The organism is Pseudomonas segetis, assembly GCF_900188155.1.
In the GTDB taxonomy this organism is placed as follows: domain Bacteria; phylum Pseudomonadota; class Gammaproteobacteria; order Pseudomonadales; family Pseudomonadaceae; genus Aquipseudomonas; species Aquipseudomonas segetis.
In genome coordinates, this window is the sequence record NZ_FZOG01000004.1 from 221,593 (window position 1) to 247,487 (window position 25,895).

26 protein-coding genes are annotated in these 25,895 nt (G+C 58.9%); 11 read left to right on the forward strand and 15 right to left on the reverse strand.

Going from position 1 to position 25,895, the window contains the following annotated elements; all coding sequences use genetic code 11:
- Positions 1-63 precede the first annotated feature (63 nt).
- Complete coding sequence (locus CHB79_RS14910) at positions 64-1,269, forward strand: NAD(P)/FAD-dependent oxidoreductase (RefSeq protein ID WP_010487337.1); 1,206 nt, start codon at positions 64-66, stop codon at positions 1,267-1,269.
- A 61-nt stretch (positions 1,270-1,330) separates the two neighbouring features.
- Here the strand turns inward: CHB79_RS14910 and CHB79_RS14915 are convergent, their stop codons facing one another.
- A complete protein-coding gene (locus tag CHB79_RS14915) occupies positions 1,331-1,528 on the reverse strand; it encodes a heavy-metal-associated domain-containing protein (protein WP_089360502.1) in 198 nt (65 codons plus the stop codon).
- A 150-nt stretch (positions 1,529-1,678) separates the two neighbouring features.
- Between CHB79_RS14915 and CHB79_RS14920 the strand changes: the two genes are divergently transcribed.
- The 3 genes from CHB79_RS14920 to cueR all read left to right on the forward strand — a co-directional run bounded on the left by CHB79_RS14920 (position 1,679) and on the right by cueR (position 4,996).
- A complete protein-coding gene (locus CHB79_RS14920) occupies positions 1,679-2,071 on the forward strand; it encodes a hypothetical protein (RefSeq protein ID WP_089360609.1) in 393 nt (130 codons plus the stop codon).
- An 85-nt stretch (positions 2,072-2,156) separates the two neighbouring features.
- Positions 2,157-4,532, forward strand: coding sequence for a heavy metal translocating P-type ATPase (locus CHB79_RS14925; RefSeq protein ID WP_089360503.1), 2,376 nt, complete (start codon positions 2,157-2,159; stop codon positions 4,530-4,532).
- A gap of 56 nt (positions 4,533-4,588) precedes the next feature.
- Positions 4,589-4,996: a Cu(I)-responsive transcriptional regulator gene (gene cueR / locus CHB79_RS14930; RefSeq protein ID WP_089360504.1), complete on the forward strand. Its 408-nt coding sequence runs from the start codon at positions 4,589-4,591 to the stop codon at positions 4,994-4,996.
- A 153-nt stretch (positions 4,997-5,149) separates the two neighbouring features.
- On the opposite strand, the gene CHB79_RS14935 is transcribed toward cueR, so the two are convergent.
- The 5 genes from CHB79_RS14935 to CHB79_RS14955 are packed head-to-tail and all read right to left on the reverse strand — an operon-like array spanning position 5,150 to position 9,241.
- Entirely contained in the window at positions 5,150-5,605 is a 456-nt protein-coding gene (locus tag CHB79_RS14935) for a GNAT family N-acetyltransferase (protein ID WP_089360505.1), read from the reverse strand.
- Positions 5,606-5,607: 2 nt separating this feature from the next.
- Positions 5,608-6,210: an HAD family hydrolase gene (locus CHB79_RS14940; protein WP_089360506.1), complete on the reverse strand. Its 603-nt coding sequence runs from the start codon at positions 6,208-6,210 to the stop codon at positions 5,608-5,610.
- A complete protein-coding gene (gene tesB / locus CHB79_RS14945) occupies positions 6,207-7,076 on the reverse strand; it encodes an acyl-CoA thioesterase II (RefSeq protein ID WP_089360507.1) in 870 nt (289 codons plus the stop codon). The genes CHB79_RS14940 and tesB overlap by 4 nt, the downstream gene beginning before the upstream one ends.
- Positions 7,069-8,691 (reverse strand): nitroreductase family protein, encoded by a 1,623-nt coding sequence (locus CHB79_RS14950; RefSeq protein ID WP_089360508.1) that lies wholly within the window; start codon positions 8,689-8,691, stop codon positions 7,069-7,071. The genes tesB and CHB79_RS14950 overlap by 8 nt, the downstream gene beginning before the upstream one ends.
- Positions 8,684-9,241: a GNAT family N-acetyltransferase gene (locus CHB79_RS14955; protein WP_089360509.1), complete on the reverse strand. Its 558-nt coding sequence runs from the start codon at positions 9,239-9,241 to the stop codon at positions 8,684-8,686. The genes CHB79_RS14950 and CHB79_RS14955 overlap by 8 nt, the downstream gene beginning before the upstream one ends.
- A gap of 76 nt (positions 9,242-9,317) precedes the next feature.
- Here CHB79_RS14955 and CHB79_RS14960 point away from each other — a divergent pair, with 76 nt between their 5' ends.
- Positions 9,318-10,235 carry a histone deacetylase family protein gene (locus tag CHB79_RS14960; protein ID WP_089360510.1) on the forward strand — a complete coding sequence of 306 codons (918 nt, stop codon included), beginning with the start codon at positions 9,318-9,320 and terminating at the stop codon, positions 10,233-10,235.
- Positions 10,236-10,273: 38 nt separating this feature from the next.
- Positions 10,274-11,521, forward strand: coding sequence for a TIGR03862 family flavoprotein (locus CHB79_RS14965; RefSeq protein ID WP_176443202.1), 1,248 nt, complete (start codon positions 10,274-10,276; stop codon positions 11,519-11,521).
- Here the strand turns inward: CHB79_RS14965 and CHB79_RS14970 are convergent.
- The 5 genes from CHB79_RS14970 to CHB79_RS14990 form a co-directional block, all read right to left on the reverse strand.
- Positions 11,513-12,940 (reverse strand): Na+/H+ antiporter NhaC family protein, encoded by a 1,428-nt coding sequence (locus CHB79_RS14970; RefSeq protein WP_089360512.1) that lies wholly within the window; start codon positions 12,938-12,940, stop codon positions 11,513-11,515. The two genes, CHB79_RS14965 and CHB79_RS14970, sit on opposite strands and share 9 nt — an antisense overlap.
- A complete protein-coding gene (locus CHB79_RS14975) occupies positions 12,941-14,122 on the reverse strand; it encodes a trans-sulfuration enzyme family protein (protein ID WP_089360513.1) in 1,182 nt (393 codons plus the stop codon).
- A 111-nt stretch (positions 14,123-14,233) separates the two neighbouring features.
- Positions 14,234-15,565, reverse strand: a complete 1,332-nt coding sequence (rhlE1, locus tag CHB79_RS14980) for an RNA helicase RhlE1 (protein WP_010487311.1) — start codon at positions 15,563-15,565, stop codon at positions 14,234-14,236.
- An 80-nt stretch (positions 15,566-15,645) separates the two neighbouring features.
- Complete coding sequence (locus tag CHB79_RS14985; protein WP_089360514.1) at positions 15,646-16,257, reverse strand: 3'-5' exonuclease; 612 nt, start codon at positions 16,255-16,257, stop codon at positions 15,646-15,648.
- Positions 16,258-16,342: 85 nt separating this feature from the next.
- On the reverse strand, positions 16,343-16,819 hold the full coding sequence (locus tag CHB79_RS14990; RefSeq protein WP_010487307.1) for an NYN domain-containing protein: 477 nt from the start codon (positions 16,817-16,819) through the stop codon (positions 16,343-16,345).
- A 176-nt stretch (positions 16,820-16,995) separates the two neighbouring features.
- Between CHB79_RS14990 and CHB79_RS14995 the strand changes: the two genes are divergently transcribed.
- Together CHB79_RS14995 and CHB79_RS15000 are read left to right on the forward strand one after the other, a co-directional pair.
- Positions 16,996-17,574 carry a cysteine hydrolase family protein gene (locus tag CHB79_RS14995; protein WP_089360515.1) on the forward strand — a complete coding sequence of 193 codons (579 nt, stop codon included), beginning with the start codon at positions 16,996-16,998 and terminating at the stop codon, positions 17,572-17,574.
- A gap of 120 nt (positions 17,575-17,694) precedes the next feature.
- Positions 17,695-18,357: a YciC family protein gene (locus tag CHB79_RS15000; RefSeq protein ID WP_089360610.1), complete on the forward strand. Its 663-nt coding sequence runs from the start codon at positions 17,695-17,697 to the stop codon at positions 18,355-18,357.
- A gap of 24 nt (positions 18,358-18,381) precedes the next feature.
- On the opposite strand, the gene CHB79_RS15005 is transcribed toward CHB79_RS15000, so the two are convergent.
- Together CHB79_RS15005 and CHB79_RS15010 are read right to left on the reverse strand one after the other, a co-directional pair.
- Complete coding sequence (locus CHB79_RS15005) at positions 18,382-19,149, reverse strand: substrate-binding periplasmic protein (RefSeq protein WP_089360516.1); 768 nt, start codon at positions 19,147-19,149, stop codon at positions 18,382-18,384.
- Positions 19,149-19,994, reverse strand: coding sequence for an SDR family oxidoreductase (locus tag CHB79_RS15010; RefSeq protein ID WP_089360517.1), 846 nt, complete (start codon positions 19,992-19,994; stop codon positions 19,149-19,151). The genes CHB79_RS15005 and CHB79_RS15010 overlap by 1 nt, the downstream gene beginning before the upstream one ends.
- 300 nt (positions 19,995-20,294) lie before the next feature.
- Here CHB79_RS15010 and CHB79_RS15015 point away from each other — a divergent pair, with 300 nt between their 5' ends.
- Positions 20,295-21,293: an NAD(P)H-quinone oxidoreductase gene (locus CHB79_RS15015; protein ID WP_089360518.1), complete on the forward strand. Its 999-nt coding sequence runs from the start codon at positions 20,295-20,297 to the stop codon at positions 21,291-21,293.
- Positions 21,294-21,387: 94 nt separating this feature from the next.
- Here CHB79_RS15015 and hrpB read toward each other — a convergent pair whose 3' ends face one another.
- Positions 21,388-23,910, reverse strand: a complete 2,523-nt coding sequence (gene hrpB, locus CHB79_RS15020) for an ATP-dependent helicase HrpB (protein WP_089360519.1) — start codon at positions 23,908-23,910, stop codon at positions 21,388-21,390.
- 140 nt (positions 23,911-24,050) lie between these two features.
- Between hrpB and CHB79_RS15025 the strand changes: the two genes are divergently transcribed.
- Together CHB79_RS15025 and CHB79_RS15030 are read left to right on the forward strand one after the other, a co-directional pair.
- Positions 24,051-24,470, forward strand: coding sequence for a hypothetical protein (locus CHB79_RS15025; protein WP_010487293.1), 420 nt, complete (start codon positions 24,051-24,053; stop codon positions 24,468-24,470).
- Positions 24,471-24,555: 85 nt separating this feature from the next.
- The gene (locus CHB79_RS15030) at positions 24,556-25,461 is read left to right on the forward strand and encodes a cation diffusion facilitator family transporter (RefSeq protein WP_010487290.1); all 906 of its coding nucleotides are present in this window, start codon (positions 24,556-24,558) and stop codon (positions 25,459-25,461) included.
- A gap of 17 nt (positions 25,462-25,478) precedes the next feature.
- On the opposite strand, the gene CHB79_RS15035 is transcribed toward CHB79_RS15030, so the two are convergent.
- Positions 25,479-25,886, reverse strand: a complete 408-nt coding sequence (locus CHB79_RS15035) for a DUF6515 family protein (protein WP_089360520.1) — start codon at positions 25,884-25,886, stop codon at positions 25,479-25,481.
- Positions 25,887-25,895: the final 9 nt, after the last annotated feature.

The following is a 25,895-nucleotide window of genomic DNA, read 5'->3' on the forward strand; positions in this document are numbered from 1 at the left end:
GCCCTCCGGCCAGACGCCGCTCTAATCAATATGTTCAAACTCGTTATCATTCTGGAGCTAACCATGAAACAGCAGATTTTGATTCTCGGTGCAGGCTTTGCGGGTATGTGGAGTGCATTAAGCGCGGCCCGCTTGCTGGATCAACATAAGCGCAATGACATTTCAGTCAGCGTGCTCGCACCTCAAGCAGAGCTACGTGTTCGCCCGCGTTTCTATGAGCCGGAAGTGCACAGCATGAAAGCGCCGCTTGATGCGCTTTTCGACGCCGTTGGCGTGACCTTTATCAAAGGTTCGGCGCAGGCCATAGACACCGCCAGTAAAAGCGTTAGCTACCGCGATCCCGAGGGCCAGCAACACCAGGTCGCTTATGACCGTTTGATCCTGGCGACTGGCAGTGCCGTTGCGCGGCCAGACCTGCCCGGGATCAATCAATACGCATTCGACGTTGATCAGATCGAACAAGCTGCGCGGCTGGAATCGCACATCAAGGCACTGGCCAAACAACCTGAAACCGCCGCCCGTAATACCGTCGTGGTAGCAGGCGGTGGCTTTACCGGGATCGAAACAGCTACTGAAATGCCTGCCCGGTTGCGCGAAGTGCTGGGCAAGGATGCAAAAATCCGGGTGATTATTGTTGACCGGGGCCAGCATGTCGGCGCCGCGATGGGTGAAAATATCAGCCCGATAATCGCCCAGGCCACTTCCGAGCTGGGTGTTGAATGGCAACTGGGGGTTGCGGTTACTGCTGTCGACGCAGGCGGCGTCACCCTCTCTGACGGCCAGCGCATCGAAGCCAACACTGTAGTCTGGACAGTCGGTGTGCGCGCCAGCGCCTTGACCGAGCAAATTGCTGGTGAACGTGACAACCAGGGGCGCCTGCATGTCGACGCCAACCTCAAGGTGATTGGCCAGGCCGATATCTTCGCCACGGGAGATGTGGCCTACGCCGCCACGGACGACCAGGGAAACTACGCCCTGATGACCTGCCAGCACGCCATCGCCCTGGGCCGCAGCGCCGGTAATAACGCGGCGGCAAGCCTGCTTGATAGCGCACCAGTTCCTTACCGCCAGGAGAAATACGTGACCTGCCTGGACCTCGGACAATGGGGCGCGGTGTATACCGAAGGCTGGGATCGTCAGGTCAAGCTGGTAAAAGAGGAAGGCAAACAGCTTAAGACCCAGATCAATACCCAGTGGATCTACCCGCCTGTAGCTGATCGCGCGATCGCCTTGGCAGCAGCCGACCCACTGATTCCGGTCGTCGCCTGACCCCCTCCGGCACAGGACGGATGACAGCTTGCTCATCCGTCCCGTGATCGACCAGCAAGCGCTACTGAAGATGGGCGGCGTAGCCTGCCTTGCTGATCAGCGCGCCCAGTTGAGTTGCATCCAGGATGCTGTCTACACGAACCTCGGCGCTTGCCAGATCCACCTCGACTTGCGCCTGTGCGTCAGCGGTTTTGATCACGTCGGTAATGGCTTTTATGCAGTGCCCGCAACGCATGCCATCGACTTTGAATAGTTGCATGTTCAATCTCCAGGGTTACTGATTCAGGATCGTTTGGCGCAGTATCAAGCTTGCTGCACTGGGAAGGTCAAGCGCTGGCGGTTATGCTGTTTGGCAATGACCTGCTGCGCCCTAACCCTCTGCCCGGGTCCTGACTCTTCGGTGATCAATATGCGTCGATTAGCCCTATCTGTGATTTGTACTGCCATCGCCGCCAGTTGCTTGAACGGCGCTGCACAGGCTGGTGACTACAGCCGCGCTGGAGGCTATGCGGTTTTGATTATTTCTCGCGAACGCCTGCAAGTGTCGACCCAATGCGAGATTGGCCTGTATTTGCAAGACGAACTGACCGCGCGCCTGGATCAGGGCCAGTCAGCTTCGTTCAACCTACCGCCGGGGGAAGTCTCGGTGCGCTTGGCCACCGTTGGCAACAAGACCTGCCAACCGGGCATCAACCAACTGGACGGCCAGCGCTTGCAGCTCAGAGCCGGGGAAATCAGCCGCTACAGGATCAGCCAGACCAATGCCGGTTATAAATTGATTCCTGCGCCCTCCATGAACTAGCCACGCTCGATAATATTGCCAAAGCACTTGACCTTGCCAAGATGGTAAGGTTGATCATGTGGGTGAACTTCAAGGAGATCGCCACATGTCCGCCCCCCAGACATTCAACCTGCCTATCGCAGGCATGACCTGCGCCAGCTGTGCCGGACGTGTCGAGCGCGCCTTGCGCCAATTGCCTGAGGTCAGCGACGTCAGCGTAAACCTGGCCGGCGAATACGCTCGCATCCAGGCGCCGACAAACAGCCTGGGCACGCTCCTCGACACCATTCAAGACGCAGGTTACCAAGTGCCCAGTGCAGCCATGGAGCTTTCGCTCCAAGGCATGACCTGCGCCAGTTGCGCTGGCCGTATTGAGCGGGCGCTGGCCCAGCAACCGGGTGTGCTCGAAGTCAACGTCAACCTGGCCACCGAACAGGCTCGACTCAGGGTCTTGCCCGGCACGGACAGCAAGCGGCTAGTCGATGCCGTCAGCCAGGCTGGCTACAGTGCGACCTTGATCAATGGGCAGGCTGAGCAGCCGGACAGCGTCGGCCACAACCTGCGGCGTGAACGCTGGCTATTGGTCACAGCATTGCTGCTGGCCGCCCCGCTGGTATTGCCAATGCTCCTGGCACCATTTGGCGTGCATTGGATGCTCCCCGCCTGGGCGCAGTTTGCCATCGCCACGCCGGTACAGTTCATCCTTGGCGCCCGCTTCTACCGAGCTGCCTGGAAAGCATTGCGTGCCGGTGCCGGGAACATGGACCAACTGGTTGCCATCGGCACCAGCGCCGGTTATGGCCTGAGCCTTTACCAATGGCTGATCACTCCAGCCGGGCAAACACCGCATCTGTACTTCGAAGCGTCAACGGTGATTATTGCGCTGATCATGCTCGGCAAATATATGGAGAGCCGTGCCAAACGGCAAACCACCAGCGCCATTCGTGCCTTGCAGGCGTTGCGCCCCGACCAGGCCCTGCGCTTGAAGGATGGCGAAGAACAATGGGTTGCACTGGGCGATCTGGCCTTGGGCGACCAGATCCTGGTCAAACCCGGTGAGCGTTTTCCGGTGGACGGCAGGGTGCTGGAGGGACAGAGCCATGCAGATGAAGCGCTGATCAGCGGCGAAAGCGTGCCGCAGGCCAAGCAACCAGGCGACTCAATCACCGCAGGTGCGATCAACGGCGAAGGTCGCCTGCTGATCGAAACCACGGCGCTGGGCGCAGAAACCGTGCTGGCTAAAATCATTCGACTGGTTGAAGACGCCCAAGCCGCCAAGGCCCCTATCCAAAAGCTGGTGGATAAAGTCAGCCAAGTATTTGTACCCGCCGTTTTGGGCATCGCCCTGATTACCCTGATTGGCTGGCTGATCGCTGGCGCCAGTGTCGAGACAGCCCTGCTCAATGCCGTGGCGGTACTGGTGATTGCCTGCCCATGCGCACTGGGCCTGGCGACACCCACGGCGATAATGGCGGGCACCGGCGTGGCAGCGCGGCACGGTATTTTGATCAAGGATGCAGAAGCACTTGAAGTCGCGCACAAGGTCAATGTTGTTGCCTTCGACAAGACCGGCACGCTTACCTCAGGCACGCCGCAAGTGGCCCACCTGCAAGCGGTCGATGGCGACACTCAAAACATGCTGCAACTGGCGGGGAGCCTGCAAAGCGCTAGCGAACACCCGCTGGCCAAGGCCGTGCTGGATGCCTGTGCTGAACAAAACATCACACCGCTGGCTGTGACCGCCAGCCAGGCCTTGAGCGGTCGTGGAATCGCCGGAACATTGGCTGAGCGCAGCCTTGCCCTTGGTAATAGACGTTTGCTCGAAGAGCATGGCTTGGGCCCAGGCGACCTGGCCGCCAAAGCCGAAGCCTGGGAGGCTGAAGGGCGCACCCTGTCATGGCTGATCGAACAAAAACCGCAGCCACGGGTGCTGGGTTTATTCGCCTTCGGTGACACCCTCAAAGAGGGCGCCAAAGAAGCGATCAGCCGACTGAAGGCGCTGGATATCGACACCCACCTGATCAGTGGCGACAACCGCGGCAGCGTCGAGAACGTCGCCCATCAACTGGCCATCGACTCGCTCCACGCCAATGTATTGCCTGCGGACAAAGCCTCCATCATCAAGCAGCTGAAAACAGGTGGCGTGGTGGCAATGGTCGGCGACGGGATTAACGATGCACCCGCTCTGGCCTCGGCCGATGTCGGTATCGCCATGGGTGGCGGCACTGACGTGGCAATGCAAGCGGCAGGCATTACGCTGATGCGCGGCGACCCACGCCTGGTGGCTGCGGCGCTGGACATCAGCAATCGCACCTTTAACAAGATCCGACAAAACCTGTTTTGGGCCTTTGCCTACAACATAGTCGGCATTCCACTAGCCGCCCTTGGTTACCTCAACCCCATGGTGGCTGGCGCGGCGATGGCGCTTTCCAGCGTCAGCGTGGTGGCCAATGCCTTAATGTTGAAACGCTGGCGCCCCTGAGTCATGCCTGGTGGCGGTCGAGAAGTATGGCAAAGAATGCCTGATGGAGACTTGATATGAATATTGGCCAAGCAGCAAAGAAGACTGGGCTTAGCGCAAAGATGATTCGCTATTACGAGTCGATCGACTTGCTGCCAGAGGCTGGGCGCAGCGACAGTGGCTACCGAATCTACAGCGCCGATGACCTGCACCGCCTGACCTTTATCAAGCGCTCAAGGGACTTGGGGTTTTCCCTGGCGGAGGTCGCCAAGCTGCTGGCCCTGTGGCAAGACCGTGACCGCGCCAGCGCCGATGTGAAGCAACTCGCGGGCGAGCATATTGCGCAGCTCAACTGCAAAATCCGCGAGTTGACGGGCCTGCGCGACACCCTGCAAGAGCTGAGCGATCATTGCCACGGCGATCATCGCCCAGACTGCCCGATCATCAAGGCACTGGAACCAAACGCAAAGGATGACCATATGTAGGGTGCGATAACGCGAAGCTTGTCCACCAGAAAGCGCCAAGCAATCCTGTTCCGTGCTGCAAATGGCGGACAGAAAAGCGCTGTCCTCCCTACGAAACAAGCATCACTCGTAAGGCGTGACAACGCGAAGCTTGCCCACCAATGCCCACGCCGGTCAGGGCACAAGCGTCTTGGTCATGACGATTATTTTTTCGACGCCTTCGTACACCTCACGAATGGTGGCGTAGCCAAGGCGCTTGTAAAAGCCTTCGGCGGTAATCGATGAAGGTACGCTCAAGGTGCTGATTGAACGCTGCAGCGCCAGCGCTTCTATTTGCGTCATAAGTGCCAAACCAGCGCCACGTCCTTGATACTCCGGCAAGACAAAAACCGAGCGAACGGTCATGTCGTCCAGGCTGGCAGTGCCGATCACCACACCAGCGTCCAGCGCAACATAGGTGTCTCGCATCGACATGCGCGCGGCAATTTGCCCGGCAGAAAAGTGCTCGGGCAGGGACTCGATCAGTGCGGCGGGGTAGTCATTGGCATTGGTTTGCCTGATCGCGGCAATGATCAGCGTGCTGATCGCTGAAGCGTCGTCCAGCTGCGCCTTGCGCAACACGAGCCCCATGGCTAGTTCGAACGCCCATCGAGCTGACCGAGCAGCGCGCCGCAGTCCAACGCAAAGTGATCAACCAACTCTGGCCAGGGGTTGCTGGGCAAATTGACCAGCACACTGTAGGCACCAGCCGCACGGGCGCATTGCAGGTCAAACCGATAATCCCCGACCATGATCAACTGCGAGGGCGCGACCTGCCAACGCTGCGCCAGATGCAATAAACCATCGGGGTCTGGCTTGGGCAGCGCTTCATCCCGGCCAATCACGTCAGCCGCGGCAAAGCAATCGCCAACACCAATGGCCTGCAAGGTCAGCAGCGCCAGCTCATGGGCATTGCGCGTCAATATACCCAGTTGATAACCACGCCCGGCCAACTCACGCAGCAGCTCGACCGCGCCCGGGGCAGGCCGCGCATTGAGTGCCAGCTCACGCTCATGCTCCAGTAACCAGGCGTGCTTGGCCTTGGCTTCATCAGCAGGCAGCGCAGCGAGGTGGTGCAGGATATCCTGCTCAAGCGGAATTTCCAGCGCATGCTTGATCGCCTCGAAGTCATGCACGGCCAGGGTCAGGGTGCCATCCATGTCGAATACCCAATGACGGGCTTGGTGCAAACTCATTTCCAGTCTTCGCGCAGGCGGATCAAGCCTTCCTGGGCGACCGAGGCAACCAGTTTGCCCTGGCGGTTGAATACGCTGCCGCGTGCGAAACCACGGGCATTACCCGCCCAGGGGCTGTCCATGACGTAGAGCAACCAATCGTCCATGCGCAGGTTGCAATGAAACCACAGGGAATGATCAAGGCTGGCGACCTGCATAAACTTCTGCCACACCGAAATACCGTGCGGCAGCATCGAGGTGGTAAGCAGGTTGAAGTCCGAGGCGTAGCCCAGGATGTACTTGTGCAGCGCAGGGCTCTCGGGCAGGGTGCCATCTGCCTTGAACCAGACATACTTAACCGGCTCGGTAACTTCCGGCTTGAACGGATTGCCGACGGTGACCGGGCGAATATCAATCGGCTTGTCACTCAAGGCCCGCTCGCGCATGCGCTCGGGCAGCAGGTGCGCGACCTGGCGCGCCAGCTCTGTCTCGGACTGCAAGTCTTCCGGGCCTGGAATATCCGGCATTTCAATCTGATGACTAAAGCCAGGCTCGTCGGCCTGGAATGATGCACTGCAGGTGAAGATCGGTTGGCCCTTCTGGATTGCCATCACCCGTCGGGTGCTGAAGCTGCCGCCATCACGCACGCGATCAACCTGATAAACGATCGGCAGGGTTGGATCACCCGGGCGCAGGAAATAGCCATGCATCGAATGCACATGCCGGGCGTCATCCATGGTCTGGCTCGCCGCGGATATGCATTGGCCTAGCACCTGGCCACCAAACAGCTGACGAAAACCCAGGTCCTGGCTCACACCGCGAAACAGGTTTTCCTCGATGGTTTCCAGGCTCAGCAACGCCACCAGATCATCTAGAACTTTACTCATCAATCCGCTCCTCATCGCCCGCTGCGGCCGGTAATCGTAACCTTGGATAGGCTGGCTGAGCAGTCAGACGCTCATCCCATACGGCCTTGCCCAAGGTGAAATGGTAGAGACTTTGCCAGTGCGTGTCGGCCAAGCCCAGCAATTCGTGCACGGCATCGTCGAAATAGCAGCCGATGCCAGTCGCAGATAAGCCTGCTGCTTCTGCTTCCAGATACAATAATTGGCCAATTTGACCACATTCCCAATACAGGCGCGGATAGCACCACTGCCCGGCCGCCAGCGCGTTATCAAGTCGCGCAAGCATGGCCAGGGCCACGCAACCATCGCTGGCAATGTCTTGCCCGCAGGACAAAAAACCGGCCAGCTCACGTGCATCGCCCTCAAGCAGGCGATACAGCGGTAGCTCGTCATCAACCCGCTGCCAGCTGAAGTCGCCACGCAAGCCGGGCTCCGGCTCGCCCGTTACGCGCGCCAACCAGTACAGTCCCGGCTGCAAACCTTGCACCCGATGCACAAAGACCACGACATCGACCTGCGCGGGCTCCCCAGTGACGGCAAATGGCACCGGCGAGTTGCTCGGCATGAGGCGACGTAACCAGGCCAACAATAACTCGGCATGAATGCCCGTCTTGCCATCCATGGACTGGGCGCTGCGCCTGCGGTGCAAGATAGGCCGCAGCGGTAGCCCCGGATTATCTGCCTGCATCCGTCCTGCCCCAGTTTGCCAGCTTTGCCTGGCCAGCGCTGGCGCACGGCAGAGCGCCTGTATGCGCTGCAACTCTGGCCAGTCACGGTACTGGCGCGACAAGCGATTGGGCGTTCCAGCAAGCTCAAGGCCAGCCAACCCCTGAAGCACGCTTGCGGGTAGCGCAAATTCAGCACTTTGCCCTGGGCCAATCCACAACAGGCAGTCGGCGTGCTCGGCCTCGGCAAAACCCTGACGGTCCAGCCCGAGCATGGTATCGAGCTGCCACTCGGCAACAGCATGCAACCGCCGTACCTGCCAGCCCTGGATGTTGGCCGCTATCGCCAGCGCCGCCAACGCATGGCCCAGGTCATGATTGCAATAACGGTAGGCGCGCTCGCCGTACTTCCATGCCTCGCGCCAGGCGATGCTGCTCAAGCCGACCAGCAAGCCAGTCGCTGGCAATGCATTGTGCAGTTGCTCGGCCAAAGAAGCGGGCAATTCGCCGCGCACCTCCAAGGCATGGGCATCCGGGGCGTAATGCACCAACAAGGCGGAGGAGTCGACAGCGCCTGCCGGAATCAGCGCATAGGCTTCGGTGGGGTGCAAATTGCCGGACGACGGATTGACCCGCAGCGCCCAACGTGTCGCGCCCGCCTGCTTCCACGCGGACACCGCCAGGCTGTCATAGAACAGCTGCGAAATACTTGCCAGGTTCAACTCGGCAGGCACCTGGGCCGACTCACTGAAGGCACTGTCGTATGCAGGCGACTCTTCCAGCGGGCGGTGCCACAACTCGATCAGGCGCGCCGCGTTATAGCGGCGAAACGGTGCGGGTTGCGTCGCCCAGTCGAGCTGACCGGGGCCGGGTGCAAAGTGACCAGGCCGGTGTTTGCTGAGCTGATGATACGCCCTGACCAGGTCATTCATGGGCTTGCTGCCAGTGTTCGCGGGTTAGCCGATAAAGCACATGCCGGCGCAGTGCATGGCCAACCGGCAAGCGCGGATGCTGGAAGTCTCCCTGGCGGTCATGCTGCATGCCGAGGCGCTGCATCAAAGCCTGCGATGGCCTGTTTGCCGGGACGGTAAAGGCCAGGATCTGCTCAAGCCCAAGCTCAGTGAAGCCCTGACGCAACACCGCCCGCGCAGCTTCCAGCGCATAGCCTTGGCGCCAGTGGCTTGAATCCAGTCGCCAGCCAATCTCGACAGCCGGGGTAAAGGGCGCCGAAAAGCTGACATGCTGCAAGCCCACTACACCGATCAAGCCTGGTTGAGCGGCCCGCTCGACCACCCATTGGCCAAAACCATGGTCGGCAAAGTGCTGGATAATCCGCCGCGCCAGCGCATCACTTTCATCAAGGCTCATGCATGCTGGAAAGTGGCGCATCACCTCTGGGTTGGCATTCATTGCCGCGAACGCCGGTAGATCATCCTCGCGCCACGGACGCAGGATTAATCGCTGTGTTTGCAACTCGTTCATTTGCGCTCCACTTGAGTCGCCATGCATTGCAGCGCCATACTCACGCCCTGAAAAAGCCCGTTACAGAAGCCATTGTATGCGCCTACCGCTGGTCTATCACCCTGACTACAGCCCGGAGTTTCCTGCGGAACATCGTTTCCCCATGGAGAAATTCCGCCTGCTGCATGACCATCTGATCGACAGCGGCGTAGTCAGCGATGAAGAACTGCATAGCCCCGCCCTTTGCCCCAATGAGATTTTGGCGCTGGCCCATTGCCCGGACTACATCGAACGCTACATGAGCGGCGAGCTGCCCCACGCCGACCAACGCAGGCTCGGCCTGCCCTGGAGCGCAGCACTGGCGCAGCGCACGGTGCGCGCCGTTGGCGGCTCGATCCTGACGGCTGAACTGGCCCTTGAACACGGTTTGGCTTGCCATTTGGCCGGCGGTACGCACCATGCCCATTATGATCACCCCGCAGGCTTTTGCATTTTCAATGACCTTGCGGTGATCAGCCGCTACCTGCTCGCGGCTGGCAAGGTGCAGCGCGTATTGATATTCGATTGCGACGTTCACCAAGGCGATGGCACCGCACGTCTGCTCGCCGACACGCCAGAAGCCATCACCGTATCGCTGCACTGCGAAAAAAACTTTCCGGCACGCAAAGCCGACAGCGACTGGGACATCCCATTGCCGATGGGCATGGGCGACAGAGACTACCTGCAAGTGGTCGATGACGCATTAAATTACCTGCTGCCACTGTATCAGCCCGACCTGGTGCTGTACGACGCCGGGGTCGATGTGCATAAGGATGATGCCCTGGGTTACCTGAAGCTCACCGACCAAGGTGTCGCCGCACGCGACAAAGCAGTACTGCAGCACTGCGTGGGCCGCAATATCCCGGTAATGGGCGTGATCGGCGGTGGCTACGATAAAGACCGCAAGGCACTCGCGGCCCGCCACGGCATCCTTCATCACAGCGCCACACAGGTTTGGGCCGAGCGCATGGTGTAGAATCGCGCCTACTCCCCTCGCATATGATTGACCAGCCGATGACTCCCAATGCCACGTCCACCACACCACAGGTTGCCATCATTGGTGGAGGTCCGACTGGCTTGATGGCGGCTGAGGTGCTGGCGCTCGCCGGTATCAAGGTCGATTTGTTCGACGCCATGCCCTCGGTGGGACGCAAGTTCCTGCTGGCAGGCGTTGGCGGCATGAACATCACCCATTCCGAAGCCAAAGCCGCGTTTATCCAACGCTACGCCGAACGCAGCGACGAAATCGGCCAGCTACTCGAAGCCTTTGACGCCGATGCCTTGCGCAACTGGATTCACGAGCTTGGCATCGAGACCTTTGTCGGCACCTCAGGCCGGGTATTTCCGACTGATATGAAAGCCGCGCCGCTGCTGCGCGCCTGGCTCAAACGCCTGCGTGAACACAACGTCAGCATCCACACTCGCCACCGCTGGCTCGGCTGGACCAATGACGGCCAGCTACGCATGAAGAATACAGAGGGCGAGTTTCAATGTTCACCTGACGCAACGTTGCTGGCACTCGGTGGCGCCAGTTGGTCACGCCTGGGCTCTGATGGCGCATGGGTTGAGCTGTTGCAAAATCGCGGCATTGAAATCAGCCCCTTGCAACCGAGCAACTGTGGGTTTGAAGTGGCGGCCTGGAGCCCGTTCTTGCAGGACAAGTTTGCCGGTGCACCGCTGAAAAACGTCAGCCTGAACCTTGCAGGCGATGCGCCACGACAAGGCGAGTTTGTACTCACGGCCAAGGGCATCGAAGGCAGCCTGGTCTATGCGCTTTCTGCAAAAATCCGCCAGCAGATCAACCAGCACGGCAGCGCCACGATTTACCTCGACCTATTGCCGCACAACGATATCGCCAGCCTGGAAACAGCCCTGGGCAAGCCACGGGGTTCACACTCAATGGCCAAGCACCTGCATCGCCAGGCCAATATCGACGGAGTCAAATCAGCATTGTTGCGTGAACGGGTGGCGGCCGAGGCATTCCACGACCCGGCGCGTCTGGCCCAGGCGATCAAAGCCTTGCCCATTACCCTGGTTCGGGCCCGCCCGCTTGATGAAGCCATCAGCACCGCTGGCGGCGTGCCATTCGCCGAGCTTGATCGACAACTGATGCTCAACAAGCTGCCCGGCGTATTCTGCGCTGGCGAGATGCTTGACTGGGAAGCGCCAACCGGCGGCTACCTGCTCACCGCCTGTTTCGCCAGCGGCCGACAAGCAGGCCTGGGTATGCTCGACTGGCTGGCTGGCCCCTGCTCAAAATAAACCAACACCAATAAAGAACAGCAGCGCCACCGCACCCGCGGCTAGGCCATAAGGCAGCTGGGTGTTGATGTGGTCGATGTGATCATTGCGCGTGGCCATCGAAGTGACGATACCGGTGTCGCTGATCGGTGAAATCGAGTCACCGAAGATGGACCCGGATATCGCCGCGCCAATCAGCGGATATGGATCGACACCGGTTGCCGCGGCAATCTGGATGCCGATGGGGATCATTATCGCGAAGGTGCCCCATGATGTACCGGTCGACAGCGAAATCGCACAGGCCACGACAAACACAAAGGCCGCCGATAACCCGGCAGGCACATAATCGTTGATGTGCTGCGCCAGATAACCGCCGACATTGAGGTCACCGCTGATATTGCCAATCAGAAATGCCAGCGTCATGACCACAGTCAAAGGCACCATCGACTGATACCCGGCCAACAGCTCGCGAAAGTATTCATCCAGGGTAAAGATTCGCTTGACCAGCAGGTACTGCACCGCCCCGACCAACTGGCCGCAGAGCACACCCCAAAGCACGGCAGTCGAGCCAGACCCCTTGCTCAGCTGACCATCACCGGTGATATACAAGCCAATGGGCACGCTGATAATCATTGCCAGCAGCGGCAGCAGCAGGTTCCAGACACTGTGCGAGCCTGGCTCGCGCACCGAGCTCTCATCAAACTCAGCCATCAGGGGAATCGCGCCTTCGCGCAACTCGATACCTTGCGCCGCGCGCTCGTTTGCCCGACGCATTCCAGCAAACGAAAAACGGCTGAATATACTCAACAAGACAAAGCCAATGGATGCCCAGGCGTAAGCGTTGTAGAGCATTGACTGAGCGAGAATGCTGAAGGGCTCACCGCTGACAAACCCCTTACCGACCTGCAACGCGATAACGCCCATCATCGCCGCGCCCCAGCCATTGAACAGAATCGACGACCACACACTAAGCCCGGTGCCCTGGATCACATAGGCCATTTGCTCGCGCGACACCCGGTACTTGCTCGCCAGCCCACTGGTCACTGTTCCGGCGGTGAGCAGCGACAAATTACTTTCGATAAAGATCAATGCCGCGATGGCCATGCCCAGCAATTGCGTGCTGACTGGTCCCTTGACCACCCGCTCGCGATCAGTCAGCAACTTGACCAGGCTGGCCATGCCACCGGTGATGCGCGCCAAATGAATAATCGCGCCGACCATCAAGCCAAACAGCAGGGTCTTTACCGCGCCATCCGACTTGAATACATCCACCAAGCCCTGCGCCGAACCTGCCAATGCCGGGCCAATATGGAAGTCCGAAAGCACCAGGAAACCTGCAATAACGCCGGCAACCAGTGACAGTATTACCTGGCGGGTAAAGACGGCCAGAAAAATGGTCAGCAGCGGCGGCATGATTGACCAGATACCATGATCCGTCATTTATTGACCTGCCTTCTCGGGTGACACAGCCGCAAAACCACGCTGCAGATCTGCAATCAGGTCATCGGCATGCTCAATACCGATCGACAGCCGCAGCAGATTCTCGGTAATCCCAAACGCTGCTTTTTGTTCATGGCTCAACGAGCAATGCGACATGCTGTAGGAATGGTTGATCATGCTTTCGACCCCGCCCAGTGAGTCCGCCAGGACGAAAATCGATAGCTGCTCGATAAAGCGTGCAGTGCCTGCGCGATCAGCTTTCAAGCGCAATGACACCACGGCGCCACCGCTGCGCATTTGCCGCTGGCCGAGGGCATATTGCGGATGGTTCGCCAGCCCCGGATAAAACACCGCTTCGACCTGCGGGTGCTGGCTGAGAAACTGCGCAACGCTCAATGCATTGCTGCATTGGCGCTCCATGCGCACATCCAGCGTCTTCAAGCCACGCAGGGCCAGGTAGCAATCAAAGGGCCCCTGCACCGCACCGATGGCCATGCTGATGTTGCGCAAACGCTTGAGCAGGTCTTCGCTGGCTGCGACCACCACACCGCCAATCAGGTCGGAGTGACCACCGATGTATTTACTCGCCGAGTGCATGACCAGGTCGATCCCATGCTCCAGCGGACGCTGGTTCCAAGGCGAGCAAAAGGTGTTGTCGACGCAAGTCAGTATCCCCTGCTCGCGGGCGAATGCGGCTACCGGTGCAATATCGACCAGTTGCAGAATCGGATTGGTCGGGGTTTCGATCCAGATCAGTTGGGTCTTGTCGGTGCGACTGGCGGCCAATGCTTCCAGGTCATTGAGGTCGACATAGCTGACCGTCACCCCAGAGGTTCTGCTGCGGTAGTCGTTAAGCAGGCGGAATGTGCCGCCGTAGACGCCAGCCATTACGATGACATGGGCGTCTTTTTTCAGCAGCTCGAACACCGTTGAAGTCGCAGCCATGCCAGAGGCACAGGCCACAGCGCCGGATCCCCCTTCAAGCTGGGCGATGCAACTTTCATAGGCATGCCGCGTCGGGTTGCTGACCCGGCTGTATGCGTACTCGCTAGGCTCATCCAGGCTGCGCTGGATAAATGAGCTGGCAGTTACAATCGCCGGGAAAATAGCATTATCGGCATAGCTCGACTGGTCACCAGCGTGGATCACCTGAGTCGAGAAGTTGGCTTTGTCCTGGCTCACTATGTGGCTCCTGGTCGCTGTACTTGAAGCCGAAAGAAGCGGATAAAACTTGATCCGACCGACGAATTGCAGCTATTGAAGGCGGCTACATCAACACCTTTGACAAAAACTTTACTTGCTGCGTTTCACTGGTTTGCCGCCGAAACTTGGCACCTTGCGGATGGCTTTGATCGGTGGCTCTGCAGGCTCATCGCTTTCCAGCCAGCGCCCCAGGCCGCCGGCCTTGTTACCGCCCACCACCTTCGGTTTTTTGGCTTTCTTTGGTTTTTTGATCACCGCACCACCGGCCACGGTTTGTGGCACGCGGTGATCGGGAATGAAGTCGGGCTCATCCACACGCGGCAGGACTTGCTGGATCATGCTTTCGATTGCCGCCAGCAGTTGCACCTCATCGGCGCAGACCAAGGATACCGCCTGCCCCGTAGCACCGGCACGACCAGTACGGCCGATGCGATGAACATAGTCTTCAGCCACAATGGGCAAGTCAAAGTTGACCACCAGCGGCATATCGTCAATATCGAGCCCACGCGCCGCCACATCGGTGGCGACCAACACCTTGACCTCGCCTTGCTTGAAGCGCTGCAATGCACGCAAGCGAGTCGGTTGCGGCTTGTCGCCGTGAATCGCATCGGCGCTGATACCGTTGCGCTGTAATTCGCCCTCGAGCTCATCGACCCCTTTACGCGTCTTGACGAAGACCAACACCTGCTGCCAACGCTTGGTTTTGTACAGGTGCAGGAACAGCTCGGCCTTACGCTTTTTATCCACAGTGACCAGCCATTGCTTGACCGACTTGGCGGCAGCATTACGCGGGCTGACCTCGATACTCAGCGGGTCGCGCAACATCTCACCGGCCAGGCGTCGAATCGCATCGGAGAAAGTCGCGGAGAACAACAGGGTCTGGCGCTTTTTCGGCAGGGCACTGAACAGATCATCCAGTTCGCGGGCAAACCCCAGGTCGAGCATGCGGTCTGCTTCGTCCAAGACCAGCACCTGCAGCTGATTAAACTTGACCGCGTTCTGGCGATACAAGTCGAGCAAGCGTCCTGGCGTTGCCACCAGCACATCAAGCCCTTTGCGCAGCTTCATCATCTGCGGGTTGATGCTCACGCCGCCATACACCGCATAACTACGCAGCGGCAGGTGCTGACCGTAGGCCTGGAAACTTTGCTGGACCTGTTCGGCCAGCTCCCGAGTCGGCACCAGCACCAGCGCCCGTATGCAATTGCTGGCAACGCTGGGGCCTTCCATCATCAGGCGTTGCAACAATGGCAAGGCAAAGCCTGCGGTCTTGCCGGTGCCGGTTTGCGCCGCGGCCATCAAGTCACGGCCTTGCAGGATCGGCGGTATGGCCTGCACCTGCACTGGCGTCGGGTTTTTGTAATCTAGGCCGTCAAGGGTGCGCAGCAGCGGCTCAATAAGCTTGAGCGAGGCAAAAGTCATGGCAAATAACCTGGTGAAGTAACGCGAAAAATAATGCCGCGTAGTTTAGCAGGCCGCGTCAGGTTTCAGGTGTCGTCAGCTCAAGCCTGACGAAGGCCTTCAAGTACCTGCCCAATCTGGGCCGCTGGAATTTTCTGCAAGGTGCAAAACAACTCATGGGATATGTCATTAATGCCATGACGTTCACGGAGCAGTGTACTCATGTAACACGTCAGGTTCGCCGCCATCTCGGCATCGGCCAAGGCACGGTGAGCCCGACCGGTTGAAGGTAACTGCGCCCAACGATTGAGATTACCCAGCTTGTGGCTAGGAGCCTGTGGCAACAGGCGACGCGACAGCAGCAAGGAACAGGCGAACGGCTGGACGCGCCTGCGTCGCACCAGAGCCAACTCGGCATCCCAGAACTTCTGGTCAAAAGCGGCGTTGTGCGCCATCAGCGGGATATCGCCAACAAAATCGGCGACTTCGTTCATTACCTGGGCAGCAGGTGGTGCATCATGCAGCATGGCGTTGCTGATGCCGGTCAACTGTTGAATGAACGGCGGTACCCAGGCACCAGAGTTCATCAAGCTCTCATAGCGCGCCACAATCTGCCCATCTTGCACTATGGCAACGCCAATTTCGGTGGCACGAGCTTGTTGCTCGGGAGACATGCCGGTGGTTTCGAAGTCGATAACAGCAATGGGGCTCACGTTAAAATCCTGATATTCAAGCTTCAATAGTGACTTTGCCAACGGGCCAAGGTTTCACTGTATCGACTCAGGATAGGCACAAACATTACTTGAGCAATAAACCGCCTTCAATTGGCACATATTTGCTGGCTGCACGCATCAGGGCCTGGGCCGTTAGCTCAGGCACGCCATAAGCAACGGCTTCAACACCCTGGCTGGCACGAATTTTATCCAGCAAGATGGCGAAATCGCCATCGCCCGAAGCAAGTACAACCTCATCGACTCGCGTCGCTGCATCCATGATGTCGATGGTGATGCCCACATCCCAGTCACCCTTGGCCGAGCCATCACTGCGCTGGATATAGGGCTTGAGCTTTACGGTGAAGCCGAGGTTGCGCAATATCTGCTGGAACTGCTGCTGTTTCGGATCGCCACGATCAATTGCATAGGCGTAGGCCTCGACAATCTCGCCGTTCTGACTAACCCGCTCCCACAATGCCGAATAATTGAAGTGGCAGCCATAGGCCTGGCGAACTGTGTAGTAGAGGTTTTGTACATCGGCGAACAAGGCTATTTTTTTCACCGGATTTCCTCGGGTGGCGGCTGAGGGACAACAACATGCAAGATAAACAGCAGTATGCCAGCCCTGCATCCATGCCGCAGAAAAAAGGCCGCTAAAGCGATAAAACCACCTGTAAACCAGCAGTTCGTTTGCCTGCTACTGTCACTCAGTCACATCCCAGAGATCAAAGGTGAAGCATGTCCACAGTTGCCCTGCCCGACTCACCCGTCGCCCTGCTGACAATCGACATGCAGCAGGGCATTCAGCGCGTCAAGCTGCCGCGTAACAATCCTGGTGCCGAACAGCAAATCGCCACACTTCAACAACACTGGCGTAACCTCGGTTGGCCACTTGTGCATATCCGGCATGTTTCCAGACAGCCCGACTCGGTCTTTGCGCCGGGCCAGAGCGGTGCGCTGTTTCAACCCGAACTGCAGCCACTGGCCCACGAATACGTGCTGGAAAAAAATGTCACGGACGCCTTTTGTCACTCGGCACTTGAACGCTGGCTCCATGTGCGCGGTATCAGACAGCTGGTGATTGTTGGCGTGGCCAGCGAGAACTCGGTCGAGGCCACCGCGCGCACCGCCAGCAACCTGGGGTTCGGGACATTGGTGGTCCATGACGCCTGCTACACCTTTGACAAAACCGACTTTGCCGGCAACCCACGCAGTGCCGATGAGGTACACGACATGGCAATGGCCAACCTTCGCGATGAGTACGCAGAAGTCGTCAGTTGCACCAGCGTGGTTGAACGTTTCGCCAGCCAATCCTGATCCAGGTCATACAGGGTTACAGCTTGGCCTGATGCGAGAAGCTACCGGGCTTGGGCTGGCACACTCAGATCGGCTAGAGTGACGACCTTTGGCGACCCACCACAGATGATCAAGACGACGATGAATATCACTGCGATTTTGCGCGATTCCTGGTTTTTCTTCAGCAATAACCTGCTGAGCATCGCCAAGCTGTGCCTGCCGCTGATTCTTGTCGAATCGCTTTTGCATCAATGGGTCAGCTCAATCGCGGGGCCAGAGAACGAGATGATCTACGGGATCATGCTCGGGCTGGTGTTCTACCCGCTTTATACCGGCGCGTTGATTTTGTTTCTCGATGCGCGCAGCCGCAACGAATCGCCACAGATCCGCAACCTGCTCGCCACCAGCCTGAGCATGTGGCCAGCATTTGCCCTGCTCACCGCCATCAGCACCCTGGTGATTGCTCTCGGAGCCTCGCTGTTCATCATTCCGGGCTTATGGTTCATGATCAAGCTGGCGTTTGCCGAGTACCTGCTGGTATTGCGCGGCCTGAGCCCGATCAAGGCCTTGCATGAGAGCTTCGAGCTGACTCGCAACTATTTCTGGCAGATTGCCGGTTGCGTGCTTATTGTCATGGTTCCGCTGTGGCTGCTTAGCGGCTGGCTGCAAACCACTCAAGGCGCGGATGCAGATGGCCTTTTTGCCATTTTGCTCAATAGCACCGACAACTTCTTGCAGCTTTTTGCCAGTGTTGTGCTGTTCCGTATGTTTATGCTGCATGAACAGGCGCCGATCGAGAACTGAACCAGCGCAGCAGACCAATTTTCCCTAAGGTGCGCTGTACTCGACAAGGCCTGTTTTTTCTAACCCATAATGCTCGGCGCGCTGTTGTATCCAGCCCTCGGTGAGCAATTGCTGCAGCACTTCAGTGACGCGCCTTATCGCCGCCACATGATCGCCCTGTCGACTGAACCCCAGGTACAACCGGACATGACTCGCGGGTTTGTATGCCGCCTTGGCAATGGCCTTGGCCTTCTGCGGATCGCGCAGTTCGTAGTCAACCTGGCAATCAGTGCCGACAAAGGCCTGGATACGACCACGGGCCAACATTCCCAACAGTTGAGACTCACTGGAAACAGCGACCTTGCTGAGTGATTTATCGCTGTCAAACGGTTCGAAGTAAGCTGAGTCGAGCACATAGCCAATACGCAGACCGGCAAGTTGTGTGTAGTCGGTCAATAAGGGGGCAAACTCGGGCGTCATGTAAATTCGCGGGGCACAAGCAAAGTAGGCGGGTTCCAAATAATTGATATAACGCTCTCGTGCCGGAGTTTTAGCCAGCCCGCTCATCATATCCGCCCTACCGGACTGCAACGCCGCCAGCCCTCGTGCCCAGGGCGCCCGCTGAACCACCAGGCGATAGCCGCTGCGCTGTTCGATTTCATGCAGTAAATCGATGTCCAGGCCATATAGCTTGCCCTTGTCGTCGAGCATTCGAAATGGCGGCCAAAGGTCAGTCATGACCTTGAGCGACAAGGACTCGGCAGCAACCGGAGCGCCCAGCAGCATGAAAAACAGCAGCCAGGCAGCCCGCATTAGTGCAATCCCGAACGTTGCGGTTTTAACCCAGACAAACGCGGCAATAACACCCGCTCGAATAAACGCGGGAAGAAACGTGCGAGCAATCTGGCCCGCCAGTTGACATTGGACAAGACCAACAGGCGCTTACGCTTTAATGCCCCCTGGTAGATTGCCTCGGCGACATCCTGGGCAGAGGCAACCTTGCCAATCGCCAGTGGCGGTTGGGGTGCAACTGAGCCATCACCGACCAGGGCGTTCTTGCGCAAGTCCGTGGCGGTAAAGCCGGGGCAAACCAGCATCACATTGACGCCAGAGCCCTTGAGTTCGGCGCGCAAGGTTTCGAACAACCCATGCAGTGCATGTTTACTGGCGTTGTAGGCGCTGCGATACAGTAGCGGCGCAAAGCCCGACAATGAACTGAGCACGATAATCTGCCCGCCACGGGCAATAAGGCTCGGCAAAGCGGCCTTGGTGCAATGCACGGCACCGAAATAATTGACCGCCATGACCCGCTGAAACACTTCAAGTTGAGTGTCGGCGAAATTGCTGCGGTGGGTAATGCCAGCGTTATTGACCAGCACATCGATCCCGCCAAAACGCTCGACTGCATGCGCCACGGCATGCTCGACCGCCTGGGCGTCGGCAACATCGCAACACAGGCCCAGGGCCTCGACATTGTGATGATCTTCCAGATGCTGGACCAGGCTGTCGAGCGACTCCTGCTGCAAGTCAAGAATCACCAGGCGGGCACCGCCTTGGGCTGCACGCATGGCTATTGCGCGACCAATACCCGCGCAACCACCGGTAATCAGCACGACTTTTCGATCAAAAACTTTACTGGCGAATACCTTGCGGTGCATTGAACGCCCTCGATAATACCGGCTACAACAGGTTAAGCCCGGCCATGCTCATGACAGAGTTGTACCAATCGTGAATTCGTCACCTTTATGCAGGGTAGTCAATTCGCGGATACTAGCGCAAAGCCATGAGCCAAATGGTCATCATGCCCTGCTCTGGTAAACACCCATGCCGGCCAGCCTATCGCATTATTCGGCAATCGGCCGTGCTCCAATCGTCATCGCACTTATCTGGGAACCCGCCATGGCTTTAGCCAGTCGCACACTAGATACAATTCAACCCTGCTGCGGAGGCACTGAATCATGACTCTTGCTACACAAATGACCCTTATTGAAATCACCGAACCCGGTGGGCCAGAGGTTTTGCAACCCTGGCAAACGGCCGTGCCAAGCCCAGGCGCAGGGGAAGTTCTGATAAAGGTACAGGCTGCCGGGGTCAACCGCCCCGATGTCATCCAGCGCGCGGGAAAATACCCGATGAAGCCGGGCATGAGCCCGATTCCCGGCCTGGAAATCGCCGGCGAAGTGGTTGCGCTGGGCGAAGGTGTCAGTGCATTCAAGCTTGGCGACAAGGTCTGCGCACTGACCAACGGCGGCGGCTATGCGCAGTACTGTGTGGCCCCGGCCGGACAAAGCCTGCCTATTCCCGACGGGCTGGACTGGGTCCAGGCCGCAGCGATTCCAGAAACCTTCTTCACCGTCTGGGCCAACGTATTCGGCCTTGGCGGGGCGAGCAAAGGCCAGCGAGTGCTGATTCACGGCGGCACCAGCGGTATCGGCACCACCGCCCTGATGCTCTGCCGCGAGTTTGGCATCGAAGCCTTCGCCACCGCTGGCAGCGAGCAAAAGTGTGCGGCAATTCGCGAGCTCGGCGCTGAACCGATCAACTACCGCGAACAGGACTTCGCACAGGTGATCATGAACAAGACCGACAACCAGGGCGTCGACGTGATCCTCGACATCATGGGCGGCTCCTACTTCAACGACAATATCAGTGCACTGGCCATGGACGGCCGCCTGGTCATGATCGGCTTCCTCGGTGGTGCAAAAGCCCAGGATGCCAACCTGATGGCGATTCTCGGCAAGCGTGCAGTCGTCACCGGCTCACTGTTGCGTCCACGCACCGACGCCGAAAAAGCCGCCATCGCACAACAACTGCGCGAACAGGTATGGCCTGCCCTTGCCGCCGGGCGCTGCACACCGATCATCGACAAGGTCTACCCCTTCACCGAAGCAGCACAGGCCCACAAACGCATGGAAGGCGGCGAGCATATCGGCAAGATTGTTCTGACGATGGAGTGAACAAGCGGCACTGCTGCAAGCCTGGCAGCTCAGTGACGGCAGAGCATAGCGCTGGAGGTTGCCTCGGAATCAGGCAGCCTCCGGTCGTAGCTGATCAGCCTTTGCGCGGTTTGGCTCTTGCGGTTGGCTCCGCTTCCATCGGGTCATCCGGCCACCAGTGTTTTGGATATCGCCCCTTCAGATCCTTCTTCACATCGATATAGGTATTAGCCCAGAAGCTGGCCAGATCCTGTGTCACCTGCACCGGGCGCCGCGCTGGAGAAAGAAGGTGCAACAAGAGGCCTTGCCTGCCGCCCGCGATTCGCGGCGTCTGTGCCAACCCGAACAGTTCCTGCAGTCTCACCGCCAGCACGGGTGGATACTCCGAATAGTCGATGGCGATACGCGAACCCGAAGGCACTTGCAGCGTCCTGGGCGCCAACTCGTCCAGTTGCTGCGGCAACGGCCAGGGCAGTTGGGCGAGCAGGATGTTGGACAAGTCGAGATTGGCGAAATGGCTCAGCCGATTGACCTTGCCCAGATAAGGCGCCAGCCACAGCTCAAGAGAATCCAGCAGCGCTGCATCCGTCAGATCTGGCCACTGGCTCGCACCGCTTTGCGCAATATCCAGCCTGCGCAAAAACGCGATGCGCGCTTGCCACTGGCGCAACTCGGGACGCCAAGGCAAAAGCTCCAGGCCCTTGCGCCGAACCAAGCCGGCCAAGGCCTTGATCCGGGCGTCTTCATTGAGTCCCGGCAAGGCATCACGACTGAGCACCAATTCGCCCAGGCGTCGCTGCCTTTCGGCCTTGAGCACGCCCTCTCGCTCGTCCCACTCCAGTTCATCGCGCTGCACCACCTGCTCGGCAAGAACGGTATCGAACAGGGAAGGATCAAGTGCAGCAGCCAGATAGATCCGCTCCTCGCGCTGGCCCTGGCGGCTGCCAAGATCGGCGATAACCAACCATGGCTGCTTCATCAACCCATCCGGCTCGCTAAACTGCGCGGCGCGACCGTTGGCCAGCCGGTACTCGGCACTGCCCTCGCGCCGTTGACGGGCCACGCGATCAGGATAGGCAAAGGCCAGAAGCGCGGCGAGCCAACGGGGGTGGTCGGGGTCTGCCACTGGTGACAATACCGGCCCTCTCAGATAGCTGCGGAACTGGCGGGCCAGTTGGCGAGCGCGCTGCACCGGGCCTCGACTGGCCGGGTTACCGGTCATGGCTACAATTCGGTCATGCAGGTCGGCACCCGCGCCCCGAAGGATGTCCTTCTCGCCGAGCAATGCGGCGATATCGCAGGCAAGATTGCCCAGGCCAAGCGCCTGCCCGCGCAACAGCAAATGAGCAATGCGCGGGTGAGTCGGCAACTCAGCCATCGCCTGGCCATGGGCGCTGAGCACGCCACGCTCATCGAGCGCACTGAGGCGTCGCAACAAGTCTCGCGCCTGGGCATAGGCCGCTGCGGGAGGCAAGTCGAGCCAGGCCAGTTCGTCCAGCTCGACGCCCCAGCGCGCCAGTTGCAGCGCAAGCCCGGCCAGGTCGGCCTGGAGCATTTCGGGCGCGGAAAAATTCGCCAGTTGCTCATGCTGGGCTTGCGACCAGAGACGATAACAGACACCGGGCTCAAGCCGCCCCGCCCGCCCTGAGCGCTGGGTCGCGCTGGCCTTGGAAATGCGCTGCGTGTCGAGTCGGGTCATGCCGCTGCGTGGATCGAAACGTGGCACCCGTTCCAGCCCCGCATCAATCACCACGCGCACACCGTCGATGGTAATGCTGGTTTCCGCAATATTGGTTGCCAGCACAATTTTGCGCTTTTCGGTCGGAGCGGGATTGATCGCCGCGCGCTGGGCATTGAGATCAAGCTCACCATGCAGCGGGCAAAGCAGGACATCCTGGCGATCGCCGAGGCTTTCATGCAGCCCTTGATGGACACGTCGAATCTCAGCCTGGCCCGGCAGGAAAACCAGGATGCTGCCCTGTTGCTCGTCCAACGCCTCCAAACAGGCTGCGATAACGCGAGGCTCGATATATTGGCCCGATGGCTGGGGTTTGCTCCAGAGAATATCCACCGGAAACATCCGCCCCTCGCTGGTCAGCACGGGCGCATCGTCCAGCAACTGTGCCAGTCGCGTGCCTTCAAGGGTAGCCGACATCAACAGCACTTTTAATGGCGGCTCGCCGGAGTCCGCCGCACGAAACATGGCCCGGCCATTGAGGGTCAACGCCAGCGCCAGATCCGCGTCGAGACTGCGTTCATGGAACTCATCGAATATGACCAGCCCTACGCCCTCCAGCGCCGGATCTTCCTGCAAGCGGCGCACGAGAATACCTTCGGTGACCACTTCAATGCGGGTTTCAGGCCCGACCTTGCTGTCCAGGCGAATTCGATAGCCGACGGTTTGGCCAACCTTTTCGCCCAGCTCACTGGCCAGTCGCTCGGCCGCTGCACGCGCGGCCAACCTACGGGGTTCGAGCATGATGATCTGCTGTCCGGCAAGCCATGGCTGGTCGAGCAGCGCCAGCGGCACCCGCGTGGTTTTACCTGCACCCGGCGGCGCCTCAAGCACTGCTTCATCGCGCGCGCCCAGGGCATCGCAAAGTGCGGGTAACAGGTGGTCGATTGGCAGCGAATTCATGAGTTCTCCAGTACGAATGTCGATTATACCGGCGAACTGATTGAGCCTTGCACAGTCATTATTGATGACAGTATTCAAACCCGCAGCAATACGGCTAACGCCTTGCTATAGTTGCGCGCCAACCCCCAAGGAGAACTTGAATGCGCACCTCTACCCGCATTATTGGCTGTGTACTCAGCGCCAGCTTACTCACGCAATTGAGCGCTTGCGGCACCTTGTTTTATCCTGATCGTCGCGGTCAAATCGAAGGCAAAGTCGACCCTGTTATTGTCGCGCTAGACGCCATCGGCATTCTGTTCTACGTGCTGCCGGGCCTGATCGCCCTGGGCGTCGATTTCGCCACAGGTGCTATCTACCTGCCAGGTGGCAAAACCGCCCAGGTTGACCCACAGGCACTGAAAAACCTGGTCGACAGCCAGGGCCAGGTCGATCGCGCCAAGCTCAAGGCGTTGATCATGCAGCAAACCGGTAAAAACCTGCCGCTGGACGATCCGCGGGTGATTGAACACCGTGGCGACCTGCAACAATTGGCTGCGTACGGCCTGCGTCCGGCGGCATAATCAAGCTTCGGTGCTGTGACAGACCTTGCACCAAAGCCCATAATGAGCCTTGCCCCATCGCCAGCTACAGGTTTACGGACGACTTATGACTGTACTGCCGCAGCATGCTCGACTGATGCGCCAGGCGTCTTCTGCCGCATTGGTGGTGGCCTTGGCGCTCGCACTGGCCAAGGCGGTTGCCTGGTGGCTGAGCGGCTCGGTCAGCCTGCTTGCAGGCCTGACTGACTCATTGCTTGATGGCGCGGCTTCGCTGCTGAACCTTATCGCGGTGCATTACTCATTGCGCCCAGCCGACGATGATCACCGCTACGGGCATGGCAAGGCCGAAGCACTCGCGGGTCTAGGCCAGGCGCTGTTTATCGGCGCCAGTGCCGTCTTGGTTGGCGTGCAAGGTGTGGAGCGCTTGATAAACCCACAACCCCTTACCAGCGAAAGCCTGGGTATTGCGGTAATGCTCCTGTCCTTGGCGGTTACCGTCGCACTGCTGATGTTTCAACGTCATGTCGTGAAAGTCACGGGCTCAACCGCGATTCGTGCGGATTCATTGCACTACCGTTCGGACTTACTGCTCAACAGCAGCATTCTACTGGCGTTGTTTCTGGCCAGTTTTGGCTGGCTGCAAATTGATGCCATCTTCGCCATAGGCATTGCCTTCTACATTCTCTGGAGTGCAATCAGCATTGCTCGCGAGGCTGGCGCTGTGCTGATGGATAAAGAGCTCTCGCCCGACGTCAGCGAGCACATGCACAATTTAGTCTGCGCCGTGCCGGGTGTGCTCGGCGCGCATGACCTGCGCACACGAATTTCCGGCACCCGCTGGTTTGTGCAACTGCACCTCGAGCTGCCCGGCGACCTGAGCTTGTCTAAAGCCCATGCGTTGTGCGAGCAAGTCGAGGATGCAATCCGTGCAGAATACCCACAAGCCGAGGTGCTGGTGCATGCCGACCCGCCGGAAGTACTGCCGGCCCCGCCAGCCGTCGCGCAGCCATGATCATCACTGAGTTGCAATTACCAGCGCGGCAAACGCACGACCTGATAATAGCCTCGCTTGCCCTGCCAGCGATAATAGCTATCCGCAACCCGGTGATATTTAACCCCGCGCACCCAAACCTGATGTGCGCCACGTGGTAGCTGCCGGACCGTGAAACCATAAGGCGGCGCCACCCGTACATAGCGGCCTGCAGTTGGTTTGTACCAACGACCATCCCTCATGTAAAAATCGCCCTGGTTGAAGCGAACCCGCTCATACCTGACAGGCTGGTGCGAAATCCTCGGTGATATTCGTTCAACCTTCACCACTCGAACCTCTGGATGCCTATCGCGGTGTTGTTCATGCTTGGGCGATGCCTGCACCAAAGGTGAAAGGCCCAGCAGGACCAGTACGCCAATTTCGACCCACTTAAAGCGCTTAATCATCGCTGCCAC

Excerpts from the sequence above, each read along its gene's own strand:
- CHB79_RS15035 (WP_089360520.1), bottom strand. The coding sequence starts at position 25,886 with ATGATTAAGCGCTTTAAGTGGGTCGAAATTGGCGTACTGGTCCTGCTG.
- CHB79_RS15025 (WP_010487293.1), top strand. The coding sequence starts at position 24,051 with ATGCGCACCTCTACCCGCATTATTGGCTGTGTACTCAGCGCCAGCTTA.
- CHB79_RS14920 (WP_089360609.1), top strand. The coding sequence starts at position 1,679 with ATGCGTCGATTAGCCCTATCTGTGATTTGTACTGCCATCGCCGCCAGT.
- CHB79_RS14965 (WP_176443202.1), top strand. The coding sequence starts at position 10,274 with ATGACTCCCAATGCCACGTCCACCACACCACAGGTTGCCATCATTGGT.
- CHB79_RS14935 (WP_089360505.1), bottom strand. The coding sequence starts at position 5,605 with ATGGGGCTCGTGTTGCGCAAGGCGCAGCTGGACGACGCTTCAGCGATC.
- tesB (WP_089360507.1), bottom strand. The coding sequence starts at position 7,076 with ATGAGTAAAGTTCTAGATGATCTGGTGGCGTTGCTGAGCCTGGAAACC.
- CHB79_RS14925 (WP_089360503.1), top strand. The coding sequence starts at position 2,157 with ATGTCCGCCCCCCAGACATTCAACCTGCCTATCGCAGGCATGACCTGC.
- CHB79_RS14995 (WP_089360515.1), top strand. The coding sequence starts at position 16,996 with ATGTCCACAGTTGCCCTGCCCGACTCACCCGTCGCCCTGCTGACAATC.
- CHB79_RS15005 (WP_089360516.1), bottom strand. The coding sequence starts at position 19,149 with ATGCGGGCTGCCTGGCTGCTGTTTTTCATGCTGCTGGGCGCTCCGGTT.
- CHB79_RS14940 (WP_089360506.1), bottom strand. The coding sequence starts at position 6,210 with ATGAGTTTGCACCAAGCCCGTCATTGGGTATTCGACATGGATGGCACC.
- cueR (WP_089360504.1), top strand. The coding sequence starts at position 4,589 with ATGAATATTGGCCAAGCAGCAAAGAAGACTGGGCTTAGCGCAAAGATG.
- CHB79_RS14960 (WP_089360510.1), top strand. The coding sequence starts at position 9,318 with ATGCGCCTACCGCTGGTCTATCACCCTGACTACAGCCCGGAGTTTCCT.
- CHB79_RS14950 (WP_089360508.1), bottom strand. The coding sequence starts at position 8,691 with ATGAATGACCTGGTCAGGGCGTATCATCAGCTCAGCAAACACCGGCCT.
- CHB79_RS15015 (WP_089360518.1), top strand. The coding sequence starts at position 20,295 with ATGACTCTTGCTACACAAATGACCCTTATTGAAATCACCGAACCCGGT.
- CHB79_RS15000 (WP_089360610.1), top strand. The coding sequence starts at position 17,695 with ATGAATATCACTGCGATTTTGCGCGATTCCTGGTTTTTCTTCAGCAAT.
- CHB79_RS14955 (WP_089360509.1), bottom strand. The coding sequence starts at position 9,241 with ATGAACGAGTTGCAAACACAGCGATTAATCCTGCGTCCGTGGCGCGAG.
- CHB79_RS15010 (WP_089360517.1), bottom strand. The coding sequence starts at position 19,994 with ATGCACCGCAAGGTATTCGCCAGTAAAGTTTTTGATCGAAAAGTCGTG.
- CHB79_RS14970 (WP_089360512.1), bottom strand. The coding sequence starts at position 12,940 with ATGACGGATCATGGTATCTGGTCAATCATGCCGCCGCTGCTGACCATT.
- CHB79_RS15030 (WP_010487290.1), top strand. The coding sequence starts at position 24,556 with ATGACTGTACTGCCGCAGCATGCTCGACTGATGCGCCAGGCGTCTTCT.
- hrpB (WP_089360519.1), bottom strand. The coding sequence starts at position 23,910 with ATGAATTCGCTGCCAATCGACCACCTGTTACCCGCACTTTGCGATGCC.
- CHB79_RS14915 (WP_089360502.1), bottom strand. The coding sequence starts at position 1,528 with ATGCAACTATTCAAAGTCGATGGCATGCGTTGCGGGCACTGCATAAAA.
- rhlE1 (WP_010487311.1), bottom strand. The coding sequence starts at position 15,565 with ATGACTTTTGCCTCGCTCAAGCTTATTGAGCCGCTGCTGCGCACCCTT.
- CHB79_RS14910 (WP_010487337.1), top strand. The coding sequence starts at position 64 with ATGAAACAGCAGATTTTGATTCTCGGTGCAGGCTTTGCGGGTATGTGG.